Consider the following 16,337-nt stretch of genomic DNA (forward strand, 5'->3'; position numbering starts at 1 on the left):
TTTTATTGCTTAAAATTCATGTAAACGGGGAGCTATATTGAGTCTGAGGGTTAAAGATGTAAAAGAGGTATTTTTATAAAGCATATCCACACTGTTGTTGGTTGTTTTTCTAAAAACTTGTTTGAATTCTATAAAACAATTATGCCATGCCTGATAACTTATAGTAGCATCTACAAATATTGTTTTGGTACTTAAGCCTTGTCCAATACTGTTTCCATATTCTTGTACACGAGTACGGTTATCTAATAACAGGTTTCCACCCCAATTCAAGCCATTTTCGTCCAAACCGTAATTGCTGTAAAATAATTTTCCTATCAAATGAAGTCTTGAAAGTGGCTGATAACGCAAAATACCAATAAATTCATAAAAATTAGCCCCCAATGGATGAGCCAAAGGCTGTTGATAATTGGTGTAAGATTTGAAATTGTTTTCTTGAGTGTAGGTATAAGGTCTGGCAAAATTCATTTCGGCTTGTAAATCAAGGTTTTTGATACCAAAAGCATTGATGTATTTGGCTCCCAATTGTCCTGCAAATTTATTGCCCCACCAGCCTCTGCCAGCTCTTATTTCTTTAATTAAAAACTCATCTAATACAAATTGCCCATACAAAGAAAACTTTTTCGCAAAATTCCATTTGAAATCAGCACCCAAAAGAGCATTATCAGGACTGCCAAGTTGTTGTTCTACAGAACGATAAAAAATAATAGGATTAAGGTAGTTTAAATCAAAAGAATTGTTGGTAAGAGTATCTCTCTGACCAAAAATAATGGTTTCAAAAATACCTACATTAAAATTTTTGGACACATTAAAACTCAAATGGTGTTGAGCCATGTATTTTTTGGGACGTAAACCATCAGCATTTAATACTTCGGCTGTCATCTGAGCGAAAATATTTTGATAGTTAAATCGCCAAGCATTTGTATTAAGTTTTAAAAATAAATAATTGGGTGAAAAATCAGACAACACCATAGAACGATAGCCATTTCCAATTACGTTTCTATCATGTCCGAATTGTAAACCAATATTTTTAACAGGATTAAAAGTAATATAACCTCTGGCATGAATAAAATCTACGTTTGTAGGCTCGGCAGTATCGCCATCTTTGTAATAACCTTCTTGTGGAACAGCATCAAATTTCTGGATTTGAGCTTGTACATATTTAGGGAAAGATGCTTGATTATCAGTAATGAACGTATAAAAACCCACTTTTTGACTAATTGTACCTCTTAGTTCAATACCTCTACTATTTAAAAAAGTAAGTTGACTAGTATTGTTATCTTTTCCAAGACTAAAATGCAGAACAGGATTTACATGTACATCAAAATCAGTTTCTTGATGATGAAAAAAGTCAGAATTTTGACGATAAAGGTTTTTCCAAAAAGGTTTTTTGTAAATGGTATCTTGTTTAAAAAACTCCCAGTTATCTTGTTTGAGATACTCAATATTGGTTAAATCTATTTTAGAAAACTGTAATGTAGAGTCTTTATCCAAACTGTTGATAAAAGAACTAATAGCTTTACGAGTATAGGGTTTGATGTGAGAATGAAAACCCTGATATAATTTACCGGATTGTATTTCATAACGTTCTAGTAAATGATAATAGTCTTGATTGAGAGGAGCGAAAGTAGATTGAGCCTGTAGAAATTGGGAAAGACTCAAAAATAAAATTAAAGAGCAAAGTTTTTTCACAACAAATGATGATTAGAAAGCCAAAAAAGTTTTTTGTAATTCTACAAAAAACTTTTTTGATGGTCAATAGATTTAAACTGTTTGTATTTTTTTGAGCATTTCTTTGATGTGATCTTCTGCTCCAAAAAAGTCTTGATAAACAGCTAAAACTTTATGTTCTGCATCCAAAAGATAAGAAATCCTTTTTGGAATACCTACAATTGGAATAAGAGCATCATAGGATTTGCAAACTTTACCATCTACATCAGAAAGTAACTCAAAAGGCAATTTGTGCTGCTCTTTAAATTTCAGATGAGTTTCTACATTATCTCTACTGATGCCAAATACATCAATATTCAAGTTTCTAAAAGTGGCAAATTGGTCTCTAAATTCACAAGCCTCTTTGGTACAGCCAGGTGTAAAATCTTTTGGATAAAAATAAACTATACAAGGTTTTCCTTTTAGATCATTTTCTAAGGAAATATTTTTCCCATTAGTTGAAGGCAAATCAAAATTGGGAGCAATAGAATTAAGTTTTAAAGCCATATGGCATTTGGTTGAAGATTGAAAAATGATTATATCATATAAAGTCCTTTTCTTGAGAAAAAGTTTGATAAAGTTCTTCAAAACTTCTACCTTCTTGAATTTTAGAGATAGTTTTATGAATGAAATTTTGAGGATAATTAAATTTATGAGCCATTACCTCACAAAATTCAATTTCTTTTTCATGGATAACATTGTCTGCCAGTACCATATTGATTAAATCGTACCAATAACGAAACTTATCCATTTCTTTTTTGGGAGGAGTAAAATCTTCGCTTTCAATTTGTTTATCTAAATTTTGAATAAAACTTATAGACAAACCATATTTACGAGCTACTACTAATAAAAGCTCATACTCATTCATGTGGAAAAACCCATCTGATTTAGCCAAGTTCAATAGGTTTTTGATATGATTTTTTTTGTGTGTCTGTTTGAAAAATTGAAATAGCATAGTTGTATAATTTATTAAAAAGAGAATACAAATATACTGCCAAATGAAATCTAAGGGCTTTTATGGAAGATATCTATGATGTAAGTTTTTAATCAAAAAGTCTCCAGCTAAAACCTAAACTAAAAGTTCGACGTAAGCCTGCATAAAATGGGGTAACTACATAACCATTATCTGGTTTGGCTAAAATACCATCATTTACATGGCTCATTTTGAGGAACACTCTCGTTTTCTTGATAAGAAGACTTGCAAAAATATCAACAATAGGATAAGCTCTTACAAAAAAGGTATCTTGTAGATAAAATTGTTTGGTAGCAGGCATATAAGCATCCGCATAATAGCCTGTACGATAGTGCCAATCGATACCTGTTTTTAATAACAAAGCATTTTTAAACAGACTTTTTTGATAATACCAAGAACCCCAAAGGTGCCATTCTGGAAAGCGAATAATGTTAGAAGAAGATAAGTCTTGAGTGTAAAATATTTGATTTTCAAAATGTAAGTTTTTAATGGAAAATCTTGTTTCTAATCCAAATTGCAAAACTTGAATTGTGTTTTTTGCTTGAATGGGAAATATAAAGGCTGTATCACGTATAAAATATGTATGATTGGTGATAATTTGATAACGAGCAGAAGGCTTTATGAAACCAAATTTGAAGGGTACAAAGCTTTGGGCAAATAACTCTTGAACAAATGTATTTTTGAGAGTATCTTGGTTATTCCAGTTGGCAATTCTCGAAACATAACGATTCTCCATTAAAGTTGGAGATACAGACAAACTTTTAATGAAAACTTGCAAAAAACGATTATTCAATACCCCTTCAAGCAAATAATCTTTACTACCTATCCAATATTCACCTTTACCTTCTAATGTAGATTTTAAAGGCAATGGTATGAAAATCTGTCCACCTAAATAATTTTCGCTTCTATTTTTAATTTTATAAAAATCATCAACAAAACTATTAAGTTCATAATCTCTTCTTTTAAAATAACCCAAAAGAATTGCTTTTCTTAAACTTGTTCGGATACCTATTTGATTGGTAAGTAATCGAAACTTATAATCGTCATAAACACCATTTGAATAAATATAATTAACAGGAAGAACTGAATCTTTTGCATTTTGTATATAAAATTGCTGGTTTTTTAAGTAACTCTCATCTACATAATTATCTCTTTCACGTTCAAACTGAACCACTTGAAAAAATGAAAATTTACGAGTAGAATCAAAACTATATTCGTGATAGAGTCGTAATCTATTGTAGGTGTGCCAACTTTTGGGCGAACCCTCAAGCAAGGCAATGGTTGCATCATAACTATATAAGGTATCTGGATTTGCTCCACCTTTTACACCACCAAGTTCTTTGAGAGGACTACTAAAGTTATAGTAATGAAACAGTAGTTTATATTTTTGATTTTTAGAGAAATATCTTGCCCAAAATAAAGTATTATATTGTTCTAAAATTGCATTTTCTGTTCTATTACCACTTTCGGCAAATTGCCTAAAAGTATTGGTTCTAGAAATTTTGAATCCAAAATTAAAATGAGCATTGATATTTCTAGTAAACTCTACACCAGCAATTTGCTGACCTCTTCCTCCTTGTATAAAAGTGAAATCAGTATAAGGAGAACGAGAATCATAATATCGTACACTATCTGTGGGTAGTTTATGAAAATCATAAGCTCTCATACCCCATTGAACACCTACTTGAGAAGGTGATGTATAAAAAATAGATTTGGCAGGAGTACCCAAATTGTGTCCTAAATCTTGAAACAAAAAACGATTTTTTCTTACTAAATCAAACGAGTGAAATTTTTTGAGTGAAGTATCCATTTTAGAAAAGGAATCTTTTTTCTGAATTACTCGATATTCTTGAGTAAAAAGAGTAGTAGATACTCCATAAACATTTTGAGTGGAATCGTTAAGAATTTGAGCTGTTAAATTGAAAGCATATAAATTAAAAACAAAAATAAGATATAGTGTGTTTTGTTTAAAAGAAAATTCTTTATTTCTTAGCAATTTCTTAATAAACTTGTACATTTTGAATGAAATATTACAACAGTATGTGAAAGTTTGAAAGTACATAGTTTTGAATAGTGTTTATAAAAATGTTAATTTTGTAAGTTTTTCTAAGTTATAAGGAAAATAATACTTTTATATTTTAATGAATTTTTATAATGATTAATCAAACCACCAAAGTAGAAGATATTTTTGAGCAAATCATCAGGAAAAAACTCTTGATATTTGCCAAAAAACAGCAAATATACATCTTCTATGTAAGTTTAGCTATTATGGCATTTAGTCTGATAATAGCCTTTTTTAGTGGTGTGCAAAATAACATAACTTTCTATTCAGTTGCTTTTATTTTACCATTTATTTCTTTATCCTACTTTCTTTTTAAGAAAAAAGAAAGTGCGAATATAGCTTTCTATTATATTTTTTCCAACTCCATTATCATAACAGGAATGCTCATGATGCAAGTCTCTAAGCTAGAAGTTCCTGAACTTTTTATGATATTGGTTGCCTCTGGATATATTACAATTCATTTATTGGTTTTGATAAATACTACTCATATAATTATAGAAGGTTGTATCGCTTTTGTTCTTTTCGGCTTTGCTGTCAAAGATAATTTTACTGATACACATGCCTATTACGAATCTTTATTGATTATTGGAAGTATTATTGTGGCTACTTTTATTGCTATTCAGCGTTATCGAATGACCCAGCGTGAAATAGTAGCCCAAACAATTATCTACCACTCCAATCAAAAACTACACCAACAACAACAAGAAATATCAGAACAAAATAAAAAAATTATAGATAAAGAGTATAACCTCAGAGCCATCGTAGATAACAGTAATATGGCAATTTGGCTTTTGGATAGAGAGTATAAGTTGGTTGAATTTAATGAAAAGTTCATGCAATATATGTGGACAACCTACCAAGAAAGTATAAGCTATGGAGAAAGTTTCTTGGAGAAAATGCAAAAATTACCACAGACTGTATTTTGGAAAGAACGTTTCGACAAAGCTTTTGCAGGAGAAAAACAAACATACATAGATTTTTATCCTGAATTTGGCAACAGATATATTCAAATAGAATTGTTCCCCATTATCATCAATCATGAAATAGTGGGAGCTTCTATTTATGGTAAAAATGTTACCAGACAAAAAAATGCTGAAATTACGATTCAGCATAATCAACAATTATTAAGTTCTATTAGTAAAAATATCAGAGAAGGTATTTATCGAAGTACTCCAGATGGATTAGTGTATGCTAATGAGGCTTTTATACAATTATTTGGCTTTGAAGACGAAGAAATTTTTTCTATAACACCCTCAGATTTTTACGCAGATAATAAAAGGAGAGATGAGATTATCAATAGACTATTAACAACAGGATTTATTGACAATGAAGAAGTTTTGTTTCGTAAAAAAGACGGAACTCTCTTTTGGGCTTTGATGAGTCTGATAGTACAAAAAGATAGTGAAGGTAATATGCACTTTGATGGAGCTATCAGAGATATTACACAAACTAAAGAAATTAAAGAGCAATTAGAAGCTCAAAATGAGGAACTTAAAAAGATTAATACAGAGTTAGACAGATTTGTTTACAGTGCTTCTCACGACTTGAAAGCTCCATTGGCTTCTATTTTAGGGCTTATTAATATTGCTAAACTTGAAAATGACCCTACAGCTGTTTTTAAGTATTTAGAAATGATGCAAAATAGTATCCAAAAGCTTGATCATTTTATCAAAGATATTATTGATTACTCTCGAAACTCAAGAATGGAAGTAGCTTCACAGGAAATTAATTTGGAAGAGATGATAGAAGAGGTTTATGGAAACTTGCATTATTTAGAGCAATCCGATAAAATTAAGAAGAATATTAGAATTGAGCAAAATGTAGCTTTTTATTCTGATGTTAAACGCTTATTAGTTATATTCAATAATCTGATTTCTAACGCCATCAGTTATCATAATCTCAACCAAGAAAATCCTTTCATAGAGATAGATATAGTTGTAAAAACTGATAAAGTACATATTACAGTTGGTGATAATGGTGTGGGTGTAGGACATGAGCATTTGAATAAAATTTTTGATATGTTTTATCGAGCTTCTTATGATAGCAAAGGCTCTGGATTGGGTCTATATATTGTAAAAGAGGCTGTTATAAAATTAAACGGGCACATTACAGTACATTCGGAACTTGGTAGAGGGACAAAATTTATTATAATATTACCCAATCAAATATCCTCAAAAACAGTAACTATTAAAAATGAGCAATCCAATGAAATTTCTTTGGAATATTGATGCTGATTTTGAGAATACTCTTTTACATTGGGCAAACACCTTTTCTTATTGCATTTTTCTCAATCCTGACAAAGAACAACAGAATTACCCCAATGGGAGTTTTCCAAAAATATTGGCAGTAGCTTCCTTTAAAAAAGAATATAATTTTTTTAGTGAACAATTACCTCAGAGCCAATGGATTTTTGGGTACTTAGGATACGATTTGAAAAATCAAATCGAAAATCTCTCCAGTCAAAACCCTGATTATTTGGGTTTTGAAGATAGTCTTTGTTTTGAACCTGAATTTGTATTTACTTGGCTCAATGACAGACAAATAGAAGTAGAATGTTTCGTTCCAATAGAAAATGAAGTTTTGAAAAAGCAAATCTTGGAAAATATTGATTCCCAAGAAAAAATAGCTACCCAAAGCACTATCCAGACTCGTGTAACATACCAAGAGTATTGCCAAAATGTAGATAAAATCAAGAATCATATTTTGGAAGGAGATATCTATGAACTCAATTATTGTACAGATTTTTTTTCTAAAAATACTCATATAGAGCCTATTCAAGTGTATAAAGCACTGTGTAAGCGTAGCCCTATGCCTTTTTCGGTATTTCTAAAAGCTCAGGATAAATATGCTCTATGTGCTTCTCCTGAACGTTTCTTGAAAAAACAAGGACAAACGGTTATCTCTCAGCCTATTAAAGGAACTATTCCAAGAGGAGCAAATCCCACAGAAGACCTTTTACAGAAAGAAAAGCTCAGAAATAGTGAGAAGGAAATGGCTGAAAATATGATGATTGTGGATTTGGTGCGTAATGATTTAGCCAAAAGTGCCATGGTAGGTACTACCAAAGTAACAGAAATGTTTGGAATCTATACTTTCAAGCAATTACACCAAATGATTTCTACCATTGAAGCTCAAATGAAACCCAATATAAGCATTGGAGAAGTAATAAAAAATGCTTTTCCTATGGGTTCTATGACAGGAGCACCCAAAATAAAAGCAATGGAACTCATTGAACATTACGAAAATACAAAAAGAGGACTTTTTTCGGGTGCAATAGGTTTTGTAAATCCTATGGGCGATTTTGATTTTAATGTAGTTATCAGAACTATTTTTTATGACGCAAAAAAGCACTATCTTTCTTTCCAAGTAGGTAGTGCCATTACATACGATTCTTCTGGCGAGCAAGAATATGAAGAATGTATGCTCAAAGCCAAAGCCATCAGAGAAGTTTTAAATAGTCTGTAAAAGTATGTCTAAATTTATTTCAGAACTCCGAGAAAAATTAGAATTTTTAGCTGACCCAGAAATAGCTGTTCCGCAAGCCAAATACATGAAAAATAAATTTCAGTTTTTAGGAATCAAAAGCCCTGAACGAAAAGCTGTTTTTAAGGAAGTTTTGAAAGAGCAGGGCATGCCTAAAAAAGTTTGGGAAGTAGTAAATAGCCTTTGGGAGCAAGACGAACGAGAGTTTCAGTATTGTGCCATAGAACTTTTGAGCAAATATGCTAAAAAGAAAATGCAGGAATCTGATATTGAGAATATTGAAACGCTGATAACTACAAAATCTTGGTGGGATAGTGTGGATGGATTTTCTTCAATTGTAGGTAACTATTTTTTTGCAATATCCTGAATATAAAAAAGATATAACAAGTAAATGGCTTAAAAGTGAAAATATCTGGTTGATACGAATGGCTATTATTTTTCAACTTTCCTATAAAATAAAAACTGATGTAGAATTGCTCTACTCAAATATTTTGGAAGTAGCCCATCACAAAGATTTTTTTGTACGAAAAGGTATTGGCTGGGCTTTGAGGCAATATGCCAAAACAAATCCTATGGAGGTAGACGCTTTTGTAGCAGAACACGAAAATGTATTATCCAATTTGAGTAAAAAAGAAGCTTTAAAAAGGAGATAACCATGATAGAAGCGTTGGTACATCATATTGGACATTTTGTAGAAGTTTCAGAGGCTCTTCGAGATAGATTAGAAAAGATTTCAAAAGTTTATATTATAGAAAAAGGAAAGTTTCTACATAAACCTCATAAAATTTGTGATACTACGTATTTTATAGAATCAGGACTTTTAAGAGTATTCTATAAAACTCAGGAAAAAGAAATTACAGATAGCTTTTCGGCAGAAGGAGAGTGGATTACATCCGTGTATAGTTTCCTTAAAAATATTCCTGACCATTTTTACATACAGTCTTTAGAACCCTCAAAACTGATAGGTATTAAAATCAAAGATTTGGAACAATGTTTTGTAGATTTTGCTGAAATGGAACGTTTTGGCAGACAGCTCATGTCTATCTATTATCTACAATTATCTGAAGAAATGGTTTCTCTTAAATTTCATTCAGCTAAAGAAAAATATGAATTTTTTCTGAAAAATTCTAAAAATAAGGCTTCTCGAATCCCTTTGGGTATGCTCGCATCTTATATAGGCATTTCACAAGAAACTCTAAGCCGTATCAGAGCAGAAAAAACTCCTTTTTGATTTATGTCAAAATCAGCAAAACAATAAAGACCTAATTTTGTGTTATCAAATACAAAGAATATGACACAAAAACAATTTGCTTTATTTGGAATGTTTGCTCCTATCTTATTTTGGACGGTTTACAGTGCATTATCCATGCTCAGACCTGAGTACAGTTTTATGACAAAAGCTGTGAGTGAAATGGGTTCTTGGGACGCTCCCCATTTATGGATTTGGAATTTTTTAGGCTTTATGGGGACAGGAACATTGATTATGGTGTATTCGTGGGGACTGTTTAAGGCTATAAGCCCTAAAAAGTCTAATCGACTGCCCATGATAGGACTAATGCTGAGTGGTTTTTTTATGATTATAGCAGGGGTATTTCCAATAGATATGGAGAATAGAAATTCTCTTTCTTCCTTACTACACACCATAGGTTCTTTTGGTTCATATATTTTCTTTTTGATAGGAGCGTTTACTACTCCAAAACTCATGAAACAATCAGTGTATTGGAAAGGGGTGATTATGCCAACGCTCACATTTACATGGCTTTCTATTGTATTTGGAGCTTGGGCTTTTGTATTTCCTCACATACCAGGGGTTGGACAAAGAATAGTTTTCCTTTTTTACTTCCTATGGATATTTTATACAGCCTTTAAAATGTATAAACAAAATCAGAACTGAATTACCTGAGATAATTTTTTTTGTTCGTGTTCCCAAAATAAATCTTCTTGAACTACATAGTTCTGATATTCAGAATTTTGTGCTGTAACTTCTAACAACTCATATAAATCAAGAGCAATATCTAAAGAATCAAAATCCAAGAAAAAAACTTTTAGGTAGTTCATTTTTATAAAGAATTTCTGCCAAAAGTAATTATCAGAAACAATAATCCATTTATTGAGAGCCATCGCCTCATAAAACTTTGTAGGAATGCGTTTCTCATACGATTTATTAATTTCATAAGGCATCAGAATTGCATCAGCGAGTTTCATTGCTCTGATAATATCCTCATAATGAACGGGTTTTTCGCTGATTTTACAAACAACGTGTCTGTCTTGAAGATTTTTAAGTTTTTCATAAAGGTCTTTTTTTGCACATTTTCCATGAATCAGTAATTGTGAATCAGGTTCGTAGTGTTGAATTTTATCAAAAACAGAAAGAGCTTTCCAGATCCCATATTCTTCGGCTATTGTGCCTACCAAAGCAAATTTACGGACTGTTAAAGGAGGGGGAGTGCTTTCCTGAAAAAATCTTTGGAGAGGTTTGTTTTCAAGGATTATAAATTTCTTTCCAAGAAAATTTAATTCTTTGACATAACATTGTTCTGCCAGAAAAAAGTATGTAACAAAAAATGAACAGAACCATTCCACACTTCTAATAACCCAAGCTAAGGGATAGCGTAATATTTTAGGATATACTTTTGTATGTAAAATGTTGAGATAGTAATTTTCTTGTACATCATAAAAAACCTTTGTTTTCCCTAATGTATATATCTTAAAAAATATGCAGAACGGTAAAGCTTCTATACTACTACAAACAATGTGTTGAGGGCGTATTAGAAGCAAATAATAAAACACCAAACAACCTGCAAAAAGCCGTTTGATGTTTAATCTCTTAAAATTGAATATCGGATAAAAAAATATTGAAGAAAAATTCTGTACCGAAGCCTCAAAGCCAATGCTGTGTATTTCGTAGTTTGCTTCTTTCCATGCTTGAGCAATTTTCTGAAACAAGCGAATATCATCCACTGGCTTAAGTACAGATACAAACACAGCTTTCTGCATACGATTAGGGCATTACAGAAGTATAGGTTTTATCTTTTTGTAAAAAGGTCTTCTTATTACCCTTTGTGGCAAAAAAAGTTTCATAAGTAATCATGTTTTTGTCATTAACTTGTGGCTTGTAAGAACAAATATTGACATGTAAATGAGGTTCTGAAGACCAACCTGTATTGCCACTATAACCAATTAATTGCCCTTGTTTTATTGCATCACCTTCATTAACCACACATCCATTTTGTTTGAAATGGTAATACAAACCAAATGTATTGTCAGAGTGGTGAATGAGTATATAATTTCCATCATTGGCATAAGAGCTGTTAGGGCCACCTTTATTGGAGTCTTCTTTAACAGCTATGACTACTCCCTCTCGCATAGCAACAACTTTAGAGCCTTCAGGTGTTTTGAAATCTATAGAGTTTTCATTCTGATGCGAATAAGAACCATTATAACCCTGCATTACTTTGTAAGAAGAGCCTTCAGAAAAAGGAAGCATGTATACAAAATCTTTATCAGTAGATTTTAAATCTGTATCTCCAAGCCAATAAGTATATCTATAATTGAAATTATAAGCATCCTTCGTATTACAAGCTTTAATTGTAAACAAATATTGTTTTTGAGCTTGAGCTTCTACCAAAACTCTCTCAGAAGGAAATCCACAAGTATTGGTGGCTGTATATGTGAAAAAAACAGAAATAGGGCAGAAATTGGTGTTACGAGCATAAATTTTATAAACATTACCCTCTTTTTCTTTAAAAATTTCTGCCAATTTTGGTCTAACTTGTGCATTGCTCATCAACGAAATGAAAAGCAAAAAAAAATAAAAAGGCTTCTTTATAAGTTTATTCATCTCTATCTGCTTTTTTGTCTGTGTATTTACTAAAATCTTTCTTAAAGAATCCTCCAAGCATACTGGAAATATTTTCAGCAACATTGCCAAAATCTTTTTGCATATTCTGACCAAACATATTGGCGAAATTTCCCCCCAACATCATAGCTGAAATAGTTTTGAGTGTATCTACTTTTTCCATTTCTACCACCATTTTCAAGGCTTCGTAGTTAGAAAGTCCAAACTCTTCTTTCAAACTTTCCATTTTCCTTCTTTGAGCATCTGTAAGCATAATTTTAAATTGTTTAGATTTTAGGAAATTTACTAAAAAATGTTGCTTCTACAAAACATACAACAAAATAAAAACATAATCCTTACTCAAAAGATTTACTTATTGCTCAAAAAATATTAAATTGCAGTCTAATTTGAGTTGAAAAATGAAGCACATACGTAATTTTTGTATTATAGCCCACATTGACCACGGTAAGAGTACTTTGGCAGATAGACTTTTGGAGTTTACAGGAACAATAGATAAACGCCAAATGCAGGCACAAGTTTTGGATGATATGGATTTGGAGCGTGAAAGAGGTATTACCATCAAAAGCCACGCCATCCAGATGAAATATACTTATGAAGGAGAAATTTACACACTCAATCTCATTGATACACCTGGGCATGTGGATTTTTCGTACGAAGTATCTCGTTCCATTGCTGCTTGTGAAGGGGCTTTGTTAATTGTAGATGCATCGCAAGGTGTTGAGGCTCAGACAATTTCAAACTTATACTTGGCAATTGGAAACGATTTGACAATCATCCCTGTACTCAATAAAATAGATTTACCAGGGGCAATGCCCGAAGAAATTTCTGACCAAATTGTAGATTTAATTGGTTGCCCAAGAGAAGATATTATCCATGCATCAGGTAAAGAGGGTATTGGAATTGAAGATATTTTAAAAGCTGTGATTACTCGTGTACCTGCCCCCAAAGGTGAAGCAGACGGAAAATTGCAGGCTCTTATTTTTGACTCTGTTTTTAACTCTTTCAGAGGTATTGAGGTTATTTTTCGAGTGAAAAATGGTTCAATCAAAAAAGGTGATAAAGTAAAATTCGTAGCAACAGGCAAAGAATACTTTGCTGATGAAGTAGGTGTATTAAAATTACAAAAAGAACCTCGTGATCAAATTGAATGTGGAGATGTAGGCTACCTGATTTCGGGTATCAAACAAGCCAAAGAAGTAAAAGTAGGAGATACCATTACCCATATGAATGCTGCTTCTGAGGCAATTCTGGGTTTTGAAGATGTAAAACCGATGGTTTTTGCTGGTATTTATCCCGTTGAAACTTCTGAATTTGAAGATTTACGTGAAGCGATGGAAAAACTCCAACTCAATGATGCTTCATTAGTTTGGGAGCCTGAAACTTCGGCTGCTTTGGGTTTTGGTTTCCGTTGTGGATTTTTGGGAATGCTACATTTGGAAATCATTCAAGAGCGTTTGGAGCGTGAGTTTGATATGACTGTGATTACCACTGTTCCTTCAGTACAGTTTAAGGTATTTAACATCAAAGGTGAGGAATCTCGTATCCAAGCTCCTTCAGAAATGCCTGATCCTGTGCATATTGACTACATCGAAGAACCTTTTGTAAAAGTTCAGATTATCACAAAATCTGATTATGTAGGGGCAATCATCACACTTTGTATGGATAAACGTGGTGTTATTAAGAACCAAGTATATCTGACTTCTGATAGAGTAGAACTTACTTTCGATATGCCACTTGCCGAAATTGTATTCGACTTCTTTGACAAACTTAAAACCATTTCTAGAGGTTATGCTTCGCTTGACTACGAATTAGCTGGTTGGAGAGAATCGGACATGGTGAAACTCGATATTATGCTCAATGGTGAGCCTGTGGATGCTCTTTCTGCCATTGTTCACCGTAAAAAAGCTTACGACTGGGGAAAACGTCTTTGTGAAAAACTCAGAGAATTACTTCCTCGTCAGCAGTTCGAAATTGCTATCCAGGCAGCTATCGGACAGAAAATTGTAGCCAGAGAAACTGTAAAAGCCTTGCGTAAAAACGTAATTGCCAAGTGTTATGGTGGTGATATTTCTCGTAAACGTAAACTTTTAGAAAAGCAGAAAAAAGGTAAAAAACGTATGCGACAAATTGGAACGGTAGAAGTTCCTCAGGAAGCATTCATGGCAGTTTTGAAATTAGAATAAAACATTATCCCAACTTTTAAAGTTGGGATTTTTTGTTAGATTAGATACTATTTATAGGATAATGAAAAAATACTATAAAACCCAATTGAAATTAGTGATTTTTATAATTTTCTTTTCTTTAAAGGGATTTTCACAAGGAGCTTGGAATCTAAAATATGTAATTTTAGATTCTTTAAATACCTCTCATTTAGGTCAAGAAATAAGGATAGATTTTAAAGCAAATTCAATAGATACAAGATCTCATAAAGTAACTATTTTGAGTATTAGGGCATTATTGAGGTATCAAGATACAATAATCATAAATTTGAATGGAAAAAAGTTGAAATTTGTTGAAAGCTGGAAGTTGTATGTAGATCATGGAGCAATTCAAGAACAAAGTTTGGTAAGTATCAATAAAAAATATGTCCTTAAAGATATGATTTTATTGTTATATGACCAGAAATATATAAAGGTAAAACTCAAAGTTTACACTTTTTCTTCTAAAAAAATTATTGATGAAATAGAAATGACTCTTGAAAAAGAAAAAATAAAAGGTTTGTTGTTTAAAATAGCAAAATAAAACTTATCTAGTATTAGTTCTTACACTATCAAATCCAAAAAACTCATTTTTCTTACTATAATTTTAAGCAATTTTTATAATTTTGTTTTCTACAACATCTTTCAAAACTTATGCAATATTACAATTCCATTATAGAGACAGTAGGAAACACGCCTCTTGTAAAATTACAGAAAGTAACCAAAGGTATCAAAGGAACGATACTTGTAAAAGTAGAATACCTCAACCCAGGGAATTCTGTAAAAGACCGTATGGCTGTCAAAATGATTGATGATGCTGAAAAAGCTGGCTTGTTAAAACCTGGTGGAACTATCATCGAAGGTACTTCTGGCAATACAGGTATGGGACTTGCTCTTACGGCTGTGGCAAGAGGGTACAAGTGTATTTTTACCATGTCTGATAAGCAATCGCAAGAAAAAATGAATATTTTGAGAGCTGTTGGTGCTGAAGTGGTGGTTTGTCCTACAAACGTATCTCCTGATGACCCTCGTTCTTATTATTCGGTAGCTCGCAGACTCAACAAAGAAATTCCAAATTCTTTTTACCCTAATCAATACGATAACCTTTCTAATTTTGCTGCTCATTATGAGACGACTGGTCCCGAAATTTGGAAACAAACAGAAGGTAAAATTACGCATTATGCAGCAGGTGTGGGTACAGGTGGAACAATTTGTGGGGTTTCAAAATATCTAAAAGAAAAAAAACCTGATGTATTTACTTTAGGACTTGATACTTATGGCTCAGTATTCAAAAAATACAAAGAAACGGGTATTTTTGATGAAAATGAGATTTATCCATACATGACAGAAGGTATTGGAGAGGATATTTTGCCTAAAAACGTAAACTTCGATTTGATTGATTATTTCTTGAAAGTTACAGACAAAGATGCTGCCCTGATGACTCGCCGTTTGGCTCGTGAAGAGGGTTTGTTTGTGGGTTGGTCTTGTGGTTCAGCTGTCTATGGAGCTTTAGAATATGCCAAAGAAAACCTGAAAGATGGAGATGTAATGGTGATTATCCTGCCTGATCATGGAACAAGATACCTCAATAAAATCTACAATGATGAGTGGATGAAAAATCATGGTTTCTTGGAAGCAGATTATGCAACAGCCAGAGATATTATCAGAAACAGAAACGGAAAGGACAGCCTCTCTACCATTGATGTGAATACCAAAGTGGCAGATGCTATTCGTAAAATAACCAAAGAAGGTATTTCTCAAGTTCCTGTAACAGAGGGAGATGTGATTGTAGGTAGTTTGACAGATTCTAAAATCTTAGAGCAAATTATTGAAAACCCTGAAGTAAAAGATTTGCCTGTAAAAGATGTGATGGGACAACCTTTTAAATTTGTAGGTTTGGATAATACTTTGGATGTGCTTTCATCACTTATCGATAAAGAAACCAAAGCTTTACTTGTCAGAGACGAAGAAAACAAGGTTCATATCATTACACAAGCAGATTTATTAGCTGCTATGACAAACTAAAATAAGAAAAGGCGTTGTATTTACAACGCC

Annotated in this window: 13 protein-coding genes and 2 pseudogenes; 8 read left to right on the top strand and 7 right to left on the bottom strand. The window is 32.4% G+C overall.

Going from position 1 to position 16,337, the window contains the following annotated elements; genetic code table 11:
• Positions 1-9: 9 nt before the first annotated feature.
• The 4 genes from AD998_06885 to AD998_06900 form a co-directional block, all read right to left on the bottom strand.
• The gene (locus AD998_06885; protein ID KOY85905.1) at positions 10-1,689 is read right to left on the bottom strand and encodes a hypothetical protein; all 1,680 of its coding nucleotides are present in this window, start codon (positions 1,687-1,689) and stop codon (positions 10-12) included.
• Between the two features lie 72 nt (positions 1,690-1,761).
• Complete coding sequence (locus AD998_06890; protein KOY85906.1) at positions 1,762-2,214, bottom strand: redoxin domain protein; 453 nt, start codon at positions 2,212-2,214, stop codon at positions 1,762-1,764.
• Between the two features lie 34 nt (positions 2,215-2,248).
• The gene (locus AD998_06895; protein KOY85907.1) at positions 2,249-2,662 is read right to left on the bottom strand and encodes a hypothetical protein; all 414 of its coding nucleotides are present in this window, start codon (positions 2,660-2,662) and stop codon (positions 2,249-2,251) included.
• Between the two features lie 88 nt (positions 2,663-2,750).
• The gene (locus AD998_06900) at positions 2,751-4,697 is read right to left on the bottom strand and encodes a hypothetical protein (protein ID KOY85908.1); all 1,947 of its coding nucleotides are present in this window, start codon (positions 4,695-4,697) and stop codon (positions 2,751-2,753) included.
• A gap of 1,499 nt (positions 4,698-6,196) precedes the next feature.
• On the opposite strand from AD998_06900, the pseudogene AD998_06905 reads away from it, so the two are divergent.
• From AD998_06905 to AD998_06925, 5 genes and pseudogenes are all read left to right on the top strand, one after another.
• Positions 6,197-6,970 (top strand): annotated as a pseudogene (locus tag AD998_06905) (hypothetical protein).
• Entirely contained in the window at positions 6,936-8,207 is a 1,272-nt protein-coding gene (locus AD998_06910; GenBank protein ID KOY85909.1) for a hypothetical protein, read from the top strand. Before AD998_06905 ends, AD998_06910 begins: the two are co-directional and overlap by 35 nt.
• 4 nt (positions 8,208-8,211) lie before the next feature.
• Positions 8,212-8,878: pseudogene (locus tag AD998_06915) on the top strand (hypothetical protein).
• Positions 8,879-9,009: 131 nt separating this feature from the next.
• Positions 9,010-9,456: a hypothetical protein gene (locus AD998_06920; GenBank protein ID KOY88097.1), complete on the top strand. Its 447-nt coding sequence runs from the start codon at positions 9,010-9,012 to the stop codon at positions 9,454-9,456.
• 60 nt (positions 9,457-9,516) lie between these two features.
• A complete protein-coding gene (locus AD998_06925) occupies positions 9,517-10,119 on the top strand; it encodes a hypothetical protein (protein KOY85910.1) in 603 nt (200 codons plus the stop codon).
• Here AD998_06925 and AD998_06930 read toward each other — a convergent pair.
• Genes AD998_06930 through AD998_06940 form a run of 3 tightly spaced genes read right to left on the bottom strand, consistent with a single transcriptional unit; the run spans position 10,110 to position 12,337 of the window.
• Entirely contained in the window at positions 10,110-11,222 is a 1,113-nt protein-coding gene (locus tag AD998_06930; GenBank protein KOY85911.1) for a hypothetical protein, read from the bottom strand. The genes AD998_06925 and AD998_06930 overlap by 10 nt on opposite strands.
• A gap of 4 nt (positions 11,223-11,226) precedes the next feature.
• On the bottom strand, positions 11,227-12,012 hold the full coding sequence (locus tag AD998_06935; protein KOY88098.1) for a hypothetical protein: 786 nt from the start codon (positions 12,010-12,012) through the stop codon (positions 11,227-11,229).
• 46 nt (positions 12,013-12,058) lie between these two features.
• A complete protein-coding gene (locus AD998_06940; GenBank protein KOY85912.1) occupies positions 12,059-12,337 on the bottom strand; it encodes a hypothetical protein in 279 nt (92 codons plus the stop codon).
• A gap of 145 nt (positions 12,338-12,482) precedes the next feature.
• Between AD998_06940 and AD998_06945 the strand changes: the two genes are divergently transcribed.
• From AD998_06945 to AD998_06955, 3 genes are all read left to right on the top strand, one after another.
• Complete coding sequence (locus AD998_06945) at positions 12,483-14,267, top strand: elongation factor 4 (GenBank protein ID KOY85913.1); 1,785 nt, start codon at positions 12,483-12,485, stop codon at positions 14,265-14,267.
• A gap of 22 nt (positions 14,268-14,289) precedes the next feature.
• Positions 14,290-14,826, top strand: a complete 537-nt coding sequence (locus AD998_06950) for a hypothetical protein (protein KOY85914.1) — start codon at positions 14,290-14,292, stop codon at positions 14,824-14,826.
• Between the two features lie 110 nt (positions 14,827-14,936).
• The gene (locus AD998_06955) at positions 14,937-16,307 is read left to right on the top strand and encodes a cystathionine beta-synthase (GenBank protein ID KOY85915.1); all 1,371 of its coding nucleotides are present in this window, start codon (positions 14,937-14,939) and stop codon (positions 16,305-16,307) included.
• Positions 16,308-16,337 lie beyond the last annotated feature (30 nt).

The sequence above is a fragment of the bacterium 336/3 genome, from assembly GCA_001281695.1.
Lineage (GTDB): Bacteria > Bacteroidota > Bacteroidia > Cytophagales > Thermonemataceae > Raineya.

Bases quoted from the DNA above. Each gene is read 5' to 3' on its own strand.
- AD998_06890 (KOY85906.1), bottom strand. From the start codon at position 2,214: ATGGCTTTAAAACTTAATTCTATTGCTCCCAATTTTGATTTGCCTTCA.
- AD998_06895 (KOY85907.1), bottom strand. From the start codon at position 2,662: ATGCTATTTCAATTTTTCAAACAGACACACAAAAAAAATCATATCAAA.
- AD998_06900 (KOY85908.1), bottom strand. From the start codon at position 4,697: ATGTACAAGTTTATTAAGAAATTGCTAAGAAATAAAGAATTTTCTTTT.
- AD998_06910 (KOY85909.1), top strand. From the start codon at position 6,936: ATGAGCAATCCAATGAAATTTCTTTGGAATATTGATGCTGATTTTGAG.
- AD998_06925 (KOY85910.1), top strand. From the start codon at position 9,517: ATGACACAAAAACAATTTGCTTTATTTGGAATGTTTGCTCCTATCTTA.
- AD998_06930 (KOY85911.1), bottom strand. From the start codon at position 11,222: ATGCAGAAAGCTGTGTTTGTATCTGTACTTAAGCCAGTGGATGATATT.
- AD998_06935 (KOY88098.1), bottom strand. From the start codon at position 12,012: ATGAGCAATGCACAAGTTAGACCAAAATTGGCAGAAATTTTTAAAGAA.
- AD998_06940 (KOY85912.1), bottom strand. From the start codon at position 12,337: ATGCTTACAGATGCTCAAAGAAGGAAAATGGAAAGTTTGAAAGAAGAG.
- AD998_06945 (KOY85913.1), top strand. From the start codon at position 12,483: ATGAAGCACATACGTAATTTTTGTATTATAGCCCACATTGACCACGGT.
- AD998_06955 (KOY85915.1), top strand. From the start codon at position 14,937: ATGCAATATTACAATTCCATTATAGAGACAGTAGGAAACACGCCTCTT.